Origin of the sequence: Bacillus sp. CGMCC 1.16541 (assembly GCF_003184905.1) — a bacterium.
Taxonomy (GTDB): domain Bacteria; phylum Bacillota; class Bacilli; order Bacillales; family Bacillaceae_H; genus Priestia.
The window spans coordinates 1-16,671 of the sequence record NZ_QFRU01000008.1; the positions used below are offsets into that span (position 1 = coordinate 1).

General features: G+C 39.5%; 15 protein-coding genes. 13 read left to right on the forward strand and 2 right to left on the reverse strand.

Annotation, left to right across the window (positions count from 1 at the left end; genetic code table 11):
- From DIS06_RS09485 to DIS06_RS09495, 3 genes are all read left to right on the forward strand, one after another.
- A partial coding sequence (locus DIS06_RS09485; RefSeq protein ID WP_162595928.1) for a zinc ribbon domain-containing protein occupies nucleotides 1-232 on the forward strand: 232 nt, incomplete at its 5' end.
- A 390-nt stretch (nucleotides 233-622) separates the two neighbouring features.
- Complete coding sequence (locus tag DIS06_RS09490; protein WP_110113032.1) at nucleotides 623-1,453, forward strand: AraC family ligand binding domain-containing protein; 831 nt, start codon at nucleotides 623-625, stop codon at nucleotides 1,451-1,453.
- Nucleotides 1,454-1,470: 17 nt separating this feature from the next.
- Nucleotides 1,471-2,103, forward strand: a complete 633-nt coding sequence (locus tag DIS06_RS09495; protein WP_110113033.1) for a LysE family transporter — start codon at nucleotides 1,471-1,473, stop codon at nucleotides 2,101-2,103.
- 160 nt (nucleotides 2,104-2,263) lie between these two features.
- Here DIS06_RS09495 and DIS06_RS09500 read toward each other — a convergent pair whose 3' ends face one another.
- Nucleotides 2,264-3,025, reverse strand: coding sequence for a class I SAM-dependent methyltransferase (locus tag DIS06_RS09500; RefSeq protein ID WP_110113034.1), 762 nt, complete (start codon nucleotides 3,023-3,025; stop codon nucleotides 2,264-2,266).
- Nucleotides 3,026-3,225: 200 nt separating this feature from the next.
- On the opposite strand from DIS06_RS09500, the gene DIS06_RS09505 reads away from it, so the two are divergent.
- From DIS06_RS09505 to DIS06_RS09525, 5 genes are all read left to right on the forward strand, one after another.
- Nucleotides 3,226-3,597 (forward strand): HIT family protein, encoded by a 372-nt coding sequence (locus DIS06_RS09505; protein ID WP_110113035.1) that lies wholly within the window; start codon nucleotides 3,226-3,228, stop codon nucleotides 3,595-3,597.
- 19 nt (nucleotides 3,598-3,616) lie between these two features.
- Nucleotides 3,617-3,943 carry a nucleoside triphosphate pyrophosphohydrolase gene (locus DIS06_RS09510; protein ID WP_110113036.1) on the forward strand — a complete coding sequence of 109 codons (327 nt, stop codon included), beginning with the start codon at nucleotides 3,617-3,619 and terminating at the stop codon, nucleotides 3,941-3,943.
- The gene (locus DIS06_RS09515) at nucleotides 3,936-6,377 is read left to right on the forward strand and encodes a DEAD/DEAH box helicase family protein (protein WP_110113193.1); all 2,442 of its coding nucleotides are present in this window, start codon (nucleotides 3,936-3,938) and stop codon (nucleotides 6,375-6,377) included. The genes DIS06_RS09510 and DIS06_RS09515 overlap by 8 nt, the downstream gene beginning before the upstream one ends.
- Before the next feature lie 256 nt (nucleotides 6,378-6,633).
- Complete coding sequence (locus DIS06_RS09520) at nucleotides 6,634-8,130, forward strand: esterase/lipase family protein (protein ID WP_239421990.1); 1,497 nt, start codon at nucleotides 6,634-6,636, stop codon at nucleotides 8,128-8,130.
- 131 nt (nucleotides 8,131-8,261) lie between these two features.
- Entirely contained in the window at nucleotides 8,262-8,684 is a 423-nt protein-coding gene (locus tag DIS06_RS09525) for a hypothetical protein (protein ID WP_110113037.1), read from the forward strand.
- Between the two features lie 50 nt (nucleotides 8,685-8,734).
- Here DIS06_RS09525 and DIS06_RS09530 read toward each other — a convergent pair whose 3' ends face one another.
- Complete coding sequence (locus DIS06_RS09530) at nucleotides 8,735-9,277, reverse strand: DUF3231 family protein (protein WP_110113038.1); 543 nt, start codon at nucleotides 9,275-9,277, stop codon at nucleotides 8,735-8,737.
- Nucleotides 9,278-9,514: 237 nt separating this feature from the next.
- On the opposite strand from DIS06_RS09530, the gene DIS06_RS09535 reads away from it, so the two are divergent.
- From DIS06_RS09535 to DIS06_RS09555, 5 genes are all read left to right on the forward strand, one after another.
- Nucleotides 9,515-10,447 carry a ParA family protein gene (locus DIS06_RS09535; protein WP_110113039.1) on the forward strand — a complete coding sequence of 311 codons (933 nt, stop codon included), beginning with the start codon at nucleotides 9,515-9,517 and terminating at the stop codon, nucleotides 10,445-10,447.
- Entirely contained in the window at nucleotides 10,434-10,925 is a 492-nt protein-coding gene (locus DIS06_RS09540; RefSeq protein WP_110113040.1) for a hypothetical protein, read from the forward strand. The genes DIS06_RS09535 and DIS06_RS09540 overlap by 14 nt, the downstream gene beginning before the upstream one ends.
- 546 nt (nucleotides 10,926-11,471) lie before the next feature.
- Nucleotides 11,472-13,172 (forward strand): serine hydrolase domain-containing protein, encoded by a 1,701-nt coding sequence (locus DIS06_RS09545; protein WP_110113041.1) that lies wholly within the window; start codon nucleotides 11,472-11,474, stop codon nucleotides 13,170-13,172.
- Between the two features lie 23 nt (nucleotides 13,173-13,195).
- A complete protein-coding gene (locus DIS06_RS09550; RefSeq protein WP_110113042.1) occupies nucleotides 13,196-15,283 on the forward strand; it encodes a glycoside hydrolase family 3 protein in 2,088 nt (695 codons plus the stop codon).
- Between the two features lie 18 nt (nucleotides 15,284-15,301).
- The gene (locus tag DIS06_RS09555) at nucleotides 15,302-16,576 is read left to right on the forward strand and encodes an exo-beta-N-acetylmuramidase NamZ family protein (protein WP_110113043.1); all 1,275 of its coding nucleotides are present in this window, start codon (nucleotides 15,302-15,304) and stop codon (nucleotides 16,574-16,576) included.
- Nucleotides 16,577-16,671 lie beyond the last annotated feature (95 nt).

A 16,671-nucleotide genomic window follows, 5' to 3' on the forward strand; every position in this document is an offset into this window, starting at 1 on the left:
GGGAATGTTCACTTCTTTCTTGAAATACAAACTAAACGAGCAAGGGAAGAAACTTGTCAAAATCGACAAATGGTTTCCATCTTCTAAAACTTGCTCAGACTGCGGAAACACCCAGCCAATGCCGATGAACTTTCGAACTTATGTTTGTTTGTGTGGACTTCATCTCGATAGAGATGTCAATGCGGCAATCAACATCAAAAAAGAAGGCATTCGCTTATTAGTGATTGCCTAATCGTAAAATATAAACTCTTGGAACAAGAGGGTTAGCTTGGTCCATTTCGTCAGCTAGTAAAAGTGGCGATTACCCAAGAAGCCCCCACTTCAAGCAACCCGTAAGGGTGGTAAGTGGTGGGTAGTTCACATGCAAAATAAGTATTTAAATAGTTTACAAAGGTTGCTTTCGTTCATGCGGGAAGCAGCCTTTTTTTTTTGGAAAAACCTTGCATCTTTCTTTCATAGCGAAAACCTTCTATTATATACAGTAATTGCACGACATTCGTAAACAGCCTTTTCTATTTTTATAGACGCCGACATGATAAATTAAAGCGCAACATTATACAAGAAACATTTGATCGTACGTGTTATCTTTTACATGGTCATTACAGGATAGGAGGGCAGCTGCATGTCAGATGGAATTCGACTAGTTCATTTTGATTCAGATTTACACATTGAAGCGTATCAATTTAAAGGAATCATGCAAAAGTTTCCTAGTCACTTTCATGAATATTATGTGATTGGATTCATTGAAGAGGGACAGCGTTATTTAGAGTGCAAAGGCGAAGAATATATGATTAATCCAGGAGATTTATTACTATTTAATCCTTACGATATTCACGGTTGTGAACAAATAGATGGGAAGACATTAGATTATCGTTGTATTAATGTGAAACCAGAAGTGATGAAGAAGGCCATGTTAGAAATTAACGGTCATGAAAATCTTCCTTCCTTTAAACAAAATGTTTTGTATCAAAGTGAAATCGTATCTCATTTACGAGAACTGCATTTGAAAATTTCGCAAGGAGAGAGCGAATTTCAAAAAGAAGAATTATTCTTCTATCTATTAGAAGAGCTCATTCAAACGCACTCAGATCTTCCGATTAGCACAGTAGCTTCTGAAACCTCTTATGAAGTTAAACTTGTGTGTCACTACTTGGAAGAAAACTATTCGAAAACGATTACGCTAAACGATTTAAGTGACTTGACAGGGTGGAGTAAATATCACTTATTAAGGTCGTTCACAAAACAAAAGGAACTCTCTCCGTATCGGTACTTAGAAACGATTCGAGTCAATCATGCAAAAAAGTTGTTAGAAGAAGGTGTAAAGCCGATTGAAGTGGCAGGTTTAACAGGATTTAGTGACCAAAGTCATCTAACGAAATGTTTCAAAAAATTAATAGGATTAACACCAAAGCAATATATGCGGATTTTTGAAACAGATGTAACGAACGAATAAACAAGAGGAGACATACAATGGATCATTTACTTGCATATATGTTAATGGCGCTTATGATGTCCATGTTGCCTGGGACAGATACAGTGCTGATTATGAAAAATACGCTTAACCACGGAGCGAAGGCTGGACGTTATACCATTCTCGGGATGGCAACAGGTCTCACTTTCTGGACTTTTGTTGCTGTTCTTGGTTTGTCGGTTGTCATTGCTCAATCCGTTGTTTTATTTACTACGATTAAATATGTAGGAGCGGCATACTTGGTTTACTTAGGTGTAAGGTCTCTTTTGGCAAAAACGACGTTTTCGGTAGAATCAGTTGAAGCTGAAAGTGAACATCAACTGAACAAATCGCAAAGGAATCACTACAAAGAATCGTATTTGCAAGGCGCAATCAGTAATATTTTGAATCCAAAGACTGTTTTGGTCTACATCACATTTATGCCGCAATTCATTGATCTTAATGGAAATGTAAATCAACAACTCATTGGATTAGGGTTGATTCTTACGGTCATCGCGGTAGGGTGGTTTTTACTGTTCGTTTATTTTTTAAATCATATGAAAAAATGGTTGAAAAAGCCCAAAGTTCAGAACGTGTTTCAAAAGTCTACTGGATTGATGTTAATAGGATTAGGAGTGAAAACGGTTAGTTAAGTTCCTGTAAACCGATAAAAGTAGACTCAGTCACCAGCCGTTTAACGATTCAGTTCAGATAATAAGTAACGAACGTGTTTTAAAAGCCGTACTTTTCTAACTTAAAGTGCGGCTTCACTTTGTTTAAATAACGGTCTTGTTATGTAGAGATTCTATTACTCTATTTAATCGCTTCAAACACAAATGTTTCTTTGTTGTGACTTGGTTTTTTCGAAGAATCATAATTCGCACATACGTGTACTTGAGAAAAACCAATGCTTTTTAATAAAAGAACGAATTCTTCCACTCCATACCAGCGTAAACCAAATCGCTGTAACTCTGTTTGTAGAAGCTTTCCGTTACGCCACTTTTCATACTTTAGATATGACGTTTTTTGTTGATGAAAGAGATTGATATTCACCACTTTTTCTTCCATTGTCATGGTGTCTCCGCTTGGAAGGGAAAAAGTCGATGTGTGGATGTCACCGATGTTGACGCTAAGGTCAGGTAAAAATAAATCAAGAATAAGTCGCCCTTCAGGTTCTAAATGATCATAAAGATTCTCTAATACTGAAATAGATGCATCTCGATCTTCAATTAACAAAAAAGAGCCAGCTGGAATGATAATCGCTTCATAGAGGTGGGGAAGAGATACATGTTGTAAATCAGCTTCATACAAATCAACATGAAGCTCGCGATCTTCACAATGCTTACGACATACGTGTAACATCGCTGGTGAATAATCAACACCATCCACTGTTAATCCCGATTCTAAAAGAGGAACAATGACGCGACCTGAACCGACCATCGCTTCAAGAATGCGACCGTCACAATCTTTGAGTGTTTCAAGATAATACTCGATGTCTCCACCTAACGATTGTCCGACCTTTTTCGTTAACTCATATACCTCTGTGCAAAGCTCTCCGTAATGGCTAAATGACATGTGTGGATTCCTCCGATAAGTAAAATTTAATGTCAACTTCCTAACATAAGATGGATTACAAACCAGACAAGTAGTAAGCGCTGTGTTCGCTTCCTTCTATTTATTGATTGGTGTTTCCATTATAATACATACAAAGAGATAAGTAGAGGTGTACAAAAAATAGTGAACCTTATAAAGTAAGATAAAAGGAGTGGTAGATTGTGTCTTGCGTATTTTGTGGTTTTCCTACTGAAAAGCGGTTATTAGAAAATGAGTACGCGTTTGCTTTTTATGATGTGTACCCCGTTCAAAAAGGACACTTGCTCATCGTTCCAAAAAAACATATCGCTTCATACTTTGACGCGTCAACTGAAGAAATTATCGCGATGCATGAATTATTACATAGTGGAAAAAGGTTATTGGATGAGAAATATCAACCTGATGCATACAACATTGGTGTAAATGTTGGAGAACATGGTGGTCAAACGATTATGCATCTTCACATGCATTTAATTCCACGCTATAAAGGGGATATGAAAGATCCGCGTGGAGGAATTCGAAAAGCAATTCCTAACCTTGTCCCTTATCCATGACATAAAAGGAGAAGTTATCATGCCAACTTATAACAAGCTAGTAAGAGATCGTATTCCAGAAATCATTGAACAAACGGGGAAGTCTTATCGAACGACCGTTTTAACAGAAGAAGCTTACATAACTGAGTTGAAGAAGAAAGCTCAAGAAGAACTAAACGAATTTCTAGAAAGTCAAAGTAAGGAAGAAGCGATGGAAGAGCTTGCAGATCTTCTTGAGATTGTTCATGCATTAGCAAATACATACGGAGCTTCAATTGAACAAGTAGAGGAAATTCGACGAAAGAAAGCAGAAAAGCGTGGAGGCTTTCAAGAACGAATGTTCTTGATTGATGTGGATGATGAGTAAAGTAGAGTTAGTCACAAGTCAAATTGGAAAGCGTATCAAGCAAGAAATAGAGAAAGCAACGAGCATTTATATTCTTACATCATTTGTGATGGATTCTGGCGTGAAGTGGTTATCTCATGAGTTATCAAAAGCGCTAGAACGAGGGGCAGAAGTGAAAGTATTAGCGGGTGATTATTTATTTGTCACACAACCCCATGCATTAAAGCGATTGATTGAGCTCCATCCTAACATTGAAGTGAGACTATGGAAAAGTAACGGTAAATCTTTTCATCCAAAAGCTTATATGTTTGGTTCATCTGAAAGTGAAGGGGTATTAATGGTAGGTTCGTCAAATTTGTCGGCTTCTGCTCTTTCACACGGTGTAGAGTGGAGTTTGCAAGTGACAGATGCGATGCAAGATGGCCCTATCAATGAGGCGTATGATGAGTTTATTCGATTATTTCAAAACGACCAAACAATCACGGTTAATGTTGAGACCATTTCAATATATGAGAAAGAATATGAGCTTTACCATCAAAAACATCCATACGCAATCAAAGAGTGGACAGTTTCTGAAGAAGAAACTTTAATGCTTCCAGATCAAGGGAAGGAAGAAGAGCTTGTTATTCAAGAATCGTCTGTGTCTTACCATACAGTTATTGAGCCAAGGTTTGCGCAAGTTGAAGCACTACAATCACTGAATGAAACGTATCGCGAAGAAGGTTACAACAGGGCGATGGTTGTGATGGCGACAGGTCTTGGAAAAACATATTTAGCTGCGTTTTTTGCAAAGCAGTTTAAACGTGTGCTCTTCATTGCACACCGTGAAGAAATTTTACATCAAGCAAAAAACTCTTTTCAAATTGTGATGCCAGACAAAACAGGAGGCATTTATAATGGTAAATCTAAAGAAAGTGACGTTGACTTTGTCTTTGCATCGGTTTATACGCTAAGTATGGAGTGTCACCTTTATCATTTTAACGAAGATGAGTTTGATTTAATTGTCGTCGATGAATTTCATCATGCTGCGGCAAACACCTATCAAAAAATTATTAACTACTTTAAACCATCATTTTTACTAGGCATTACGGCAACGCCTGATCGAATGGATAATAAAGATGTATATGGATTATGTGATGGGAATGTGGCTTATAGCATGCACTTTATTGAAGCTGTTCAAAAAGGGTGGCTAGCACCGTTTCGTTATTATGGTGTGTATGATGACATTGACTATTCTGCTATTACATGGCTTGGAACAAAGTATGATCAAGAGGAATTGCTAGCAGCTCAATTAAGAGAAGAACATGCAAGTTTAATTCGACAAGCGTGGGAAAAACATAAGCAAACAAGAACCATTGGATTTTGCTCATCTATCCTACAAGCGAACTTTCTCTCTCAGCAATTTAATCAGCATGGCTATCAAACGGTCAGTCTTCATTCCAAAACGGTAGACATGTCTCGATTGGAAGCGATAAAGAAGTTAGAAAGAGGAGAACTTGATGTCATTTTTACCGTCGATTTATTTAATGAAGGAACAGATATTCCAGCCGTTGATACTCTTTTGATGGTGCGGCCAACTGAGTCACTCACGGTATTCACCCAACAAGTTGGACGTGGTTTACGCATTTATTCTAATAAAACACATTGTACCATCATTGATTTAATTGGAAACTATAGAAATGCTGATCATAAGTTATCGTTGTTTCACCTTGAAGAAGTAAACGAAAAAACGAAGGGACTGGTGTTACCAACAGTTCCAGCTAACTGTGAGTTTCACCTTGAAACGAAAGCGATTGATTTGTTGAAGCATCTCTCAAAAAAGCATCAACCTCGTAAAGAGCAATTGAAGGAAGCGTACTTAAATTTAAAAAGAGAGATTGGTAGAAGACCAACTTATCAAGAACTTCATTTATATGGGAAAGAGCCTGCGATTGCGTATAAGCAGGAATTTAAATCATATGTCGGTTTTTTAGCGTGGGCGAACGAGTTATCCGAGCTGGAGGAAGAAGTGTTTCAATTATATGAATCGTGGCTCGTAGAAGTTGAAAAAACGGGAATGACAAAGAGTTATAAAATGATTGTGTTAAAAGGAATGTTAGAACGGGGAAAAGAGAAATGGTTAACGCCAATCACTCCACAAGAAGTAGCGCCATTTTTCCATACGTATTTAACAGAAAAGAACTACCGTAAAAAAATCGATTTCTCCGATAAGTCACTGCAAAAACTGTGGGAGTATGATGAAGAGAAAATAAGCAAATTGATTGCGAAGATGCCGATGACAAAATGGAGCGGATCTTCAAATGGAATTGTTACGTTTGAAAACAGTGAATTTAAATTTGATTTTAATGTAGAAAGCACGACGCATAACGATATCTTGTACGACTGGACTACTCAAATATGTGAATATCGTCTTGCTTCCTATTTTGAGAAAAAAGCACAAAAGCCAGGCTCCTAACCTAAGAGTCTGGCTTTTCTTTTTCTTTCTTAAAATGATTTTTCCAAAACGATCTTCGGATATTATTACAAATATTGTTAAGGATTTATATAGAAAAATAACTAGTCCACTCTTTTCTTGGTTGTGACCTTTGACTCGTTTTACTCTATCTTTGTTCACATTTTTGTCACAAAGTCTTCTTTTTTCGATACGTCATCCGATACATTTAGAGGGGGGAGCTTGCTCTACCCGATAAATAAGTAAAGGGGAGAAGATCGTGAGGCGTTTGTTGATGTTGGTGTTTGTTGTATGGTTTGCACTTCCACTTGGGGCACAGGCTGGTAGTATTGGAGGAAAAGATGACCCTTCTGGTGTTCCTGGCCAATGGTATCTTGGTGATACACCTGCTTCCATTGATCCAGCGAAGCCACCAATTGTGTTTGTCCATGGATTTAATAGTTCATCAAAAACATGGTGGGAAAACAATGATATGTATCAAACAGCTTTTCAAAATGGGTATCAAACTGCTTTTATTGATGTGCATCCAGATAAAAATATGTGGACAAATGGTCCGTTGCTTTCAGCGAAACTTCGTGAGATCTACAATCATTTCGGAGGAAAGAAGCTTGTGGTTGTTGCACATAGTAAGGGTGGCATTGATACACAAAATGCACTCGTTCATCAAGGGGCATATCCGTATGTGTCCAACCTCATTACGTTATCCACTCCACATCATGGTTCGCAACTCGCTGATCTTGCCTACAGCAGCTGGACAAGCTGGCTGACAGGCATTCTTGGTAGTAAAAATGATGCAACCTATTCACTTCAAACCGCTTACATGAAAAACTATCGCATTCAAACCGATTCACATGCAAACTTATATCGAAATCCTATCTACACATTTGGTGGCACAAGCTGGGGAAGCTTTGGCTCGTCATTGTATTGGGGCGGAGTGTATTTAAACTCATATGGCTCAAATGACGGAGCCGTCACGGTTACAAGCTCGCGGTTACCATACGCAACAGAAGTACGTGTGAGCAACTGGAACCATTCTTCGATCAAAGAAGGGCGTTCAACGTTCTCATTATTTAGACCATACTTAACAAGCACACAGGCTGCTTCTTTTATGACATCTAGCTTTGCGGAGGCAAGTGCAAGCTTAGAAGAGGAAGTGGAAGACAGCAATGAGATTCATCGCGGTGGTCAATTTACAAAGCAAGCTGCTCAAACGTTTGTAGTAGAAGATGGTGCTCAGCTTATTCATGTTGATTGGTTAAGTGATCAACAAATGAATCACGTTCAACTGGTGAGTCCATCTGGGCAAGTCTACGGAAAGCCTACCTACTCAAAAGATGAAGGTGTGTTTAAAGGAGCTTATCACCATCTGTTTCAAGTCGCTACACCAGAAGCAGGAACATGGAGGGTGGAGGCGAAACATCCTAAAGCTGCGTACTTAATGAGTGTGAACATCACAAGTCCATTAAATGAAGCCGTACACATTGATTCGATCACGCCATCTTCTCTAGACGTCACGCATACTCAGCCGAACATTCAACAACTAGACGGCGACATTAAAATTACGAAAAACAACAAAACCATCAACAAGCCATTCAAAAACATGAACAAAAAACAAAAAATTGCTGTTTCTTTTACAGAAGAAGGAGTGTACAACATCACACTTGACGTAAAAGGGAAAACAAAAAACGGCAAGTCATTTGAGCGTACACTTGTCAAATCGATTTATGTAGATGGTAATGGAAAGATATATCAGTAAGACAGTAGAGGTGACAAAAAGAGTAGAGGTGCTCTTCTTGTCACCTTTTTTTAAAAATGTATTTATTGAGTTATACAATTATTGTAAACTAGAATAAGTACATAACAAACGAGAATGAAAGTGAGGAAACAATGTACTTTTTTATTAGTTTAGTAGTTGCGGTTATTGTGTATTTTACAGATTATCCACTAGCATCAATCGGATCTATCTTTATCATGATGTATGGATTAGTATGGTCATTAATTGGGCTTGTTCAAAAGAAAGCGGCTGCCAATCTTTCCATCCATATTGGTCGTCTGATTGTGAGCACCAACATTCCAATCTTAAACTATATCTTCTTTTTACTAACAGGTGTCGGAACGTGGGAAGCAACAGAATACGGACCACTTCCAGTGAAGTTTTACTGGTTTTTTGGCTTCCAAATTGTATATGTTATCATTCCAGAAATTGTCGAGCATTTTTTAAGAGATCGTGATAAAAAGCTAAGGATAGGGTGGAATATCCTTTATCCGTGCTTGTTTGTATTCGCGTTTTTCGTTTATATTGCGCTTTAATGGTAAAAGGCCTTTGAAAAGGTCTTTTTCTTTTGCCAGAAACACACGATTTACGGTGCTCCTGGCGGGTAATAGTAAGGAGGCATTTTCAGCCAGCCGTGTGCTCTCATCTTTGTTTTTACATCCATTCCAAACAGTGCTTTTTCTGAGTGAAACCTCATCCACATGAGGCCGATGTCGTTACGTACGCTTTGGCTAATATTTGTGGCGCACATCATAATATTTGCCGCCACTTTCGCTGAAATAAGGTTGGCAATTTCGACATCTGTTGCTTTTACACCGAGTGGCACTGCACTCGGATCAGATTTTGGCTTATGCTCACTCGTTTCAGGTAAAGATACACCTTCTTCGAGCATCAGTTCTTTGAGCGTAGCCATTTGATGATCAGCAAGTTTTTGTGATTCTTTCAATAACTCAATTAACACATTGTCTGTTGTTGAATTTAAGGCTGCTTCAATGACAGGCACTTCTTCTGCTAGTGCGGTGTAATAAAGCCAACATCCCATTGCTTCGCCAATATGCAATCGTGGTTTCGGCTCACTATCAAATCTTGTCTTTAAATACTCAAACACTGCCTCGATCTTTTTCGGCATAGTCAAACACCTCGTCTATGATTGTCATATATAGGTTTTACAAAAAATGGATTTCTACACATGTTTTTTAGTAAAGGTAAGATGAATGAACAGATAACGATGGTTGTGAAGAGGAAAAGTGAAGAATCTTTAAATGAATTTCGTTGCTTGTTACGCTTCGTTTACGTGTGAAAGAGTGGAATAAATGACTGTCTTCCTAATACACTTTAAAGAATTCATCAGTGAGGGGGATGTACATTGACGACAGCGAAAAAGATTTTTGTGGGAAACTACAAAGGTGGTGTTGGAAAAACGACGAGTGTGTATCAGCTTGCTTTACATATGATAGAGGCGGAGGAAAGGGTGTTACTGATTGATCTTGATCCGCAATGTTCGTTGAGTGAAATTTGCTTATCACGTATGAACCGAAACCTAGATGATTTACAACCAAATGAGTGTCTAAATTATGTGTACGATGTGTGGGTGCAGACGAAGAAATTTCCGCATGTGCATATTCAGTTTGATGCCGATGCCTTACTAAAAGTGACAGATGAAGGCGTGTGTTTCATTCCGTCGAATATGTTTTATAGAAACGGCGGTCTCGATGATTTAGCGTTAAAATTGCAAGATGATTTTTACGACCTTTTGCCGCTTCAACAATTTTTTCAATCGACAAAGCTAGAAGCAGGCTTTGATTATATTTTGTTCGATTGTCCGCCAACGAGCAATATGATGACAAAGGGTGCGTTTTTGCTATCAGATTATTACCTCATTCCATCCATTATTCAAACGGTGAGCATAAGAGGGATTGTTCATTATATTAACACGGTCAACACGATTTATCATGAAACATGTGAAGAATCTGAAACAGCGATGTTAGGAACGCAATTTTTTGGTCCAAAACCGAAGTTAGTTGGCATTTTTGAAACGATGAAAAAGTCAAATGTGAACAACCAAGACGAATTAAACGAGCTCAAACAAAATTTGAAAACGGCACAAGTTGAAACGGCTCTAAAGGATCGGTATTTGTTTCAAACAATTATTAATAGCCATGAGTATATCGCGAGAAAAACCGCCAATGGAGAAAAGTGTGCAGAATATGAAAAGTTAACCGATGAAATTTTGGCATGTATGGAAGGACCAGAACCTATTACGTTAGGGAGCTTAGGTGATAAAGATGAAAACCTATGAACTAGCGAAGCAGTTAACGGTGTTAAAAGATGTATATGCATCGGTTGGCAAAGCCAAGCATAAACGCGAGGTGGCGCAATTAGCGAAAGTGATTGAGCAATTAATCAGTGCTCCAGATCAGCCCTTGGAGTTGTTGTTGAAAAGTGAAAGAATGGAGTTGAAGACGACTAATAAACGGTCACAAAAACTCACATTCGAACAAAATTTGGAACACTTACTAAGAAAGCAATACAACCAACTACAAGGAACAAAAATAAAGTACGAGGATATGAATACGAGGGAAGAAGTGTTGGTTTTCTTTGAGTACACAGATGCGGCAATTTTAAAGCAGACGACAATGATGGATTTGAAACTTCTATATAGTATGTTAACAGGGGAAAAGAGCGAATTAAAAGGAAAGAAAAAAGAAGACTTAGTGAGGAAGATACGCCTAAATATTCATGCTAGTCGTAGAGGTGAAGCGTTTTTGAATAGATAGAGGATGGGACATAACGAAATGATTCCTTCTCAAAAACGAACAAGAACGTTTCTATCATCGTTAGGTTACAACAACAAGTTCGTTCCATTTCGCTCCAGCCACTCGCTTTTTGCGGGGAGGAACCTGAGCCTCCTCGTTCCTGTGGGGTCTCAGCCTTTCCTCTATTTCCCGCAGGAGTCGAGTGTCCTACGCTCCATTCCACTATTCTTTTAAACTTGTTTTTTAATCAAAAAATATCTGGACTATAAATAGAATACAACTATAAATAGTTCGGATTTCTTATCGACTGAAACATTTATGTCTCAGCCTCAAGTTAGCTATCCTTTTTATTTATAGGTTAATAAACGATAACCTCAAGTTAAATAACCTCGGAACTGAGCTATTCCTTCCATAACTTTAGTTATATCAAAACTAAAGAACTACACGAAGTAGAAAATATTCCCTGTTTTGTGACTTAAGTGGTATATACAACTATACTGCTATTCCAATAAACTGAAAGAGTAATAATGTAAGTGTTTACAATAATAAAGATGGAGGAGGAGAACGATGAAACGTAAATCAATGTCAATTGCGTTGGCAACTCTCATTGGTACGTCTGTATTTGTACCGCTTGATGCGTCTGCCAACGTAGAAGGAAGGAACGTGTTGGCTACCATGGAGATGAATGATGCGAAGAACACAAGTCATAAAGCTCATCCCGTGTTTACGTGGGATCGCCCAGGACCAACGTCTCCTGTGCTTCACCCAAGTTCAGCAAAAGGAGCAGGGATGATGCAAGGGTCTCTTGATGAAATCGATCCAATTCTTGAAAAAATGATTGGTGATAACGTGATGCCAGGTGCTGTTGTGTTTGTCGCAAGGCGTGGACATGTTGTAAAGCATGAGGCGTATGGATATGCGTACCGTTATGAAGATGATAAATTTACTGAAACGAACAACCCCATTGCGATGAAAGAAGATACGATCTTTGATTTAGCTTCCATTAGTAAAATCTTTACAACCACCGCTGCCATGCAGTTGTATGAAAAAGGTTATTTCGACCTCGATGATTCAGTCGCTACTTACATTCCGGAATTTGCGCAAAATGGGAAAGAGAATGTAACGATTCGCCAACTCATGACGCACACATCAGGATTTACAGCATGGATTCCGCTTTATTCACAAGGAAAAACACGTGAAGACCGCATGCAGATTGTGTTTAAACATCCGTTAGCTAACAAACCTGACACGAAATATACATACAGCGATTTAAACATGATTACGCTCGGTGCGTTAATTGAAAAATTGTCAGGGCAACGTTTAGATGAATTTGTGAAAGAACACATTACAGAACCACTTGGCATGAAAGATACGATGTATAATCCGCCTTCATCTCTTCAACACCGAATTGCTGCAACGGAATACCAGCCAGCGATTAACCGTGGTCTTGTGTGGGGGCAAGTGCATGATGAAAATGCGTGGTCACTAGATGGAATAGCCGGACACGCTGGTGTATTTTCAACCGCATCTGACTTAGCGAAGTTTGCGCATATGTATGTCAATGATGGCCGTTACGGAAGTAAGCAAATTTTGAAAGAAGAAACAGTCAAACTATTGATTGAAAATCAAATTCCACAGTTTCCAGGTAATGATCATGGCTTAGGGTGGGAGCTAGGTCAAGGTTGGTTTATGGATGCATTATCAGAAGGATCGACGTTAGGGCATACTGGGTATACCGGTACTTCAATTGTGGTGAATAAGAACAATGATACGATTGCTATTCTGTTAACCAATCGTGTACACCCGTCTCGTAGTACAGTGACAACGAACATTGCCAGGCGTGCATTTGCAAGGCAAGTGGCTGATGCTATCCCTGTGACCATGCCGAGTAAAGCAGAAGCTTGGTTCGCTGGATACGGCGACAATGCACAAAAAAGCTTAGTGGCGAAAGTGGATGGAGAGGGCGAGCGAACGCTATCATTCAACACGTGGCATCGCATCGAAAATGGCTCCGACTTTGGTTTTGTGGAAGTTTCGTCTGATGGTAAAACATGGACTGCGCTTTCGACGATGACAGGAAGTAGCGTTGAGTGGAAACAAAAGCGTATAACGATTCCAGAAGGATCAACGTACGTTCGTTTCCGCTATCAAACGGACGCGACAGTAAATGGTCGAGGGTGGTACGTACAAGACGTGAAAGTGGAACAAAACGGTCAGTCGAAAAATGTGAGTTTATCAGGAGAAGGATGGACAAAGCGTAGTTACTAGTCGAAAAAGCTGGAGGGATAAAGATGAAGAAAAGAATGAAAAAGCTTGTTTTATCTGCCGTTGCGTTTCTACTCGTGATTACGCAAGTAGGAATGATGAAGCCGGTAGTTGCATCAGCAGAACGTGATGTCAAAGATTTAATCTTTGTTGAAAACATTCCACAAGTCGAAAAAGAAGTAGGGAATCACACTGAATTTCAAGCACTACGTGTTTTTAAAGATGGTCATTTTAAAAAAGCAACCAGTCATTTAACATGGACATCATCAAATAAAACAGTCGCAACCGTTGATCAACATGGAAAGGTAACGTTTAACGAAAAACCAGGCCGAACATTTATTACGGTTAGTGATGGAACATTTACAGACCGTATTGCGATACATGGTAAGAAAACAAGTGAAGGAGTCACTCCTGTTTTACGAAAAGAAAAAGGTGAACGTTATGACGTCATTAATCATGCGATAAAAGGAATGACGATTGAAGAAAAGGTCGGTCAAATGTTAATGCCAGATTTTCGTAACTGGAACGGAAAAAACGTAACAGAAATGCTCCCAGAGATTGAAGCACTTGTGAAAAAGTATCATCTTGGCGGTGTCATTTTATTCCGTGAAAATGTTGTCACCACTGAGCAAACAGCGAAGCTTGTGTCTCAATACCAAGAAGCAGCTGAAAAGCAAGGGCTGTTAATCACAATCGACCAAGAAGGGGGCATTGTGACACGCCTTCAGTCAGGAACAGACATGCCAGGAAACATGGCACTTGGTGCAACGCGTTCGACTGATATTTCTCGTCACGTTGGTCGAGCAATTGGAGAAGAACTTGCATCATTAGGAATTAACGTGAACTTTGCACCTGATATGGATGTTAACAATAATCCAGATAACCCAGTCATTGGTGTTCGCTCATTTGGTGAAGATCCAAAGCTTGTTGCTGATATGGGGGTTGCGTACATTGAAGGACTTCAAGAAGCAGGCGTCGCAGCCACAGCGAAGCACTTTCCTGGTCATGGTGATACAGCGGTTGACTCTCATCTTGGACTACCAGAAGTGCCGCATGACCTTGAACGTTTAAAAGAAGTAGAATTGTACCCATTTCAACAAGCAATGAATGCGGGAATTGATGCGATTATGACAGCTCATGTGACATTCCCGAAAATTGATGATACAAAAGTGATTTCAGAAAAAGATGGCTCAGAGATTGCTGTGCCAGCGACTCTTTCGTATAACGTGTTAACCAAGTTAATTCGTGACGAAATGGGTTACGAAGGTGTCATTTCAACAGACGCCATGAACATGAAAGCCATTGCTGATCACTTCGGTCCAGTCGATGCGGCCATTCGTGCTGTACAAGCAGGAACAGACATCGTGTTAATGCCAGTTGGATTAGAAGCGGTAGCTGAAGGGTTACTTAAAGCTGTAAAAGACGGTGAGATTCGTGAAGAGCGTATCGAACAATCAGTTGAGCGTCTGTTAACGTTAAAAGTGAAGCGTGGCATTTTTAAAGAAGAAGTACCTCAGTCAATCGATGAAAAAGTTGCAAATGCGCTACAAGTGGTTGGATCGCCTGCTCATAAAGCAGTGGAAAAAGAAGCCGCAGAACGTTCGATTACATTGGTGAAAAACGAACAGGCTCTTCCGTTAAATGTATCAAGTGACGACAATGTTGTCGTAGTTGGGCGCACAAACTTAACGGACTTAGCAGTAGCGGTTAAAGCACATCATCCAAACGCAACGATTATCGAAGCATCATCAACGTTTCAATTAACAGAAGCACAAATGCAAATCGTGAAACAAGCAAAAGCGGTCATTGTTGGGACAAGCACATTTAGTGTGGCGGGACGATCACCTGAAAACACGCAAATGAAACTTGTTAACAAGCTAGCCCTAGAAACGGATGCGCCAGTTATCGCAATTGGTATTCGAAATCCGTATGACATTATGGCTTACCCAAATGTTGACGCTTATCTTGCGCAATACGGATTCAGGCCAGCAAGTTTCCAAGCTAGTGCGGCAACCATTTTTGGTGACAATTATCCGAGTGGGAAGCTGCCAGTGACCATTCCAGGCACAACAACTAATGTATTGTATCCATTTGGACATGGTTTAAGCTACTAAAAAGAGGAGGGATTTTCGGTGAAGAAATGGCTCATTACATGCTTGACGGCAATCCTAATCCTTTCTTCGTTATCTGTCGTATTAGCAGATAACGGAAAAGGAAATGGACATGCGTATGGCAAGGGGAAAAAAGAGAAAGAATTCGCACTTGGTGTAGATGTTCTATTGAGTGACAAAAAGGAACTGATAAAAGGAAAACGAGTGGGTCTTATTACAAATCCAACAGGAGTTGACAAACAGTTAACAAGCATTGTGGACTTGCTTCATAACGACCCAGAAGTAGAGTTAACCGCACTTTATGGACCAGAGCATGGCGTTCGCGGTGATGCACAAGCTGGGCAATACGTTGAATTTTACACAGATGGAAAAACGGGATTACCTGTGTACAGCTTATATGGAAAAACAAGAAAACCAACGCCAGAGATGCTTGAGAATATTGATGTTTTATTATTTGACATTCAAGATGTCGGAGCGCGTTTTTACACGTACATTTACACAATGGCATATGCAATGGAAGCAGCAAAAGAAAATAATATGCCATTCATCGTATTAGATCGTCCGAATCCATTAAACGGTACGAATGTAGAAGGCCCTGTCTTAGATATGAAGTATGCGTCGTTTGTTGGGAATTACGCCATTCCGCTTCGCCACGGGATGACTGTTGGAGAGTTAGCGAAGCTTTTTAACAAAGAGTTTAGCATTGGTGCAGATTTAACTGTAGTGGAAATGAAAAATTGGAAGCGACACATGTACTACGATGATACGAAGCTTCCGTTTGTCATGCCATCTCCAAATATGCCAACGCTTGAGACAGCGATTACGTATCCAGGTGCAGCATTAATTGAAGGAACGAACGTATCAGAAGGACGCGGCACAACAAAGCCGTTTGAATTAATTGGCGCACCGTTTATTAATGCCGATGAGTTAGCAACAAGCTTAAATGAATTAAACTTACCAGGCGTTGCGTTTCGAGCTGCTTCATTCACACCAACGTTTTCAAAGCATGCGGGTCAGTTATCTCACGGTATCCAAATTCATATTACCGACCGTAAAACATATAAGCCAATCGAAACAGGTCTTCACATTGTGAAAACGATTCATGACTTATATCCAGATAATTTTGCGTTCCGTGCAGAGAATAGCGCAGGCATTTCATTTTTTGATAACTTAATGGGCAACCGTTGGGTACGCGATGGAATTGTCGCAGGTCGTTCAGTAGAAGACATGCAAGCACAGTGGCAAGTAGAGTTAGAGGAGTTTAAAACGGTTCGACAAACGTATTTACTTTATTAACAGTCGCGAAATTCCCTACCTGTTAAATAGAAGGTGGGGAATTTTTCTAAAAAAAAGCTTGTCTCCTAAAAAGAGCATGGGTTATTATAGAAAAC

Bases quoted from the DNA above. Each gene is read 5' to 3' on its own strand.
- DIS06_RS09500 (WP_110113034.1), bottom strand. From the start codon at position 3,025: ATGTCATTTAGCCATTACGGAGAGCTTTGCACAGAGGTATATGAGTTA.
- DIS06_RS09490 (WP_110113032.1), top strand. From the start codon at position 623: ATGTCAGATGGAATTCGACTAGTTCATTTTGATTCAGATTTACACATT.
- DIS06_RS09540 (WP_110113040.1), top strand. From the start codon at position 10,434: ATGAAAACCTATGAACTAGCGAAGCAGTTAACGGTGTTAAAAGATGTA.
- DIS06_RS09510 (WP_110113036.1), top strand. From the start codon at position 3,617: ATGCCAACTTATAACAAGCTAGTAAGAGATCGTATTCCAGAAATCATT.
- DIS06_RS09530 (WP_110113038.1), bottom strand. From the start codon at position 9,277: ATGCCGAAAAAGATCGAGGCAGTGTTTGAGTATTTAAAGACAAGATTT.
- DIS06_RS09515 (WP_110113193.1), top strand. From the start codon at position 3,936: ATGAGTAAAGTAGAGTTAGTCACAAGTCAAATTGGAAAGCGTATCAAG.
- DIS06_RS09495 (WP_110113033.1), top strand. From the start codon at position 1,471: ATGGATCATTTACTTGCATATATGTTAATGGCGCTTATGATGTCCATG.
- DIS06_RS09545 (WP_110113041.1), top strand. From the start codon at position 11,472: ATGAAACGTAAATCAATGTCAATTGCGTTGGCAACTCTCATTGGTACG.
- DIS06_RS09525 (WP_110113037.1), top strand. From the start codon at position 8,262: ATGTACTTTTTTATTAGTTTAGTAGTTGCGGTTATTGTGTATTTTACA.
- DIS06_RS09550 (WP_110113042.1), top strand. From the start codon at position 13,196: ATGAAGAAAAGAATGAAAAAGCTTGTTTTATCTGCCGTTGCGTTTCTA.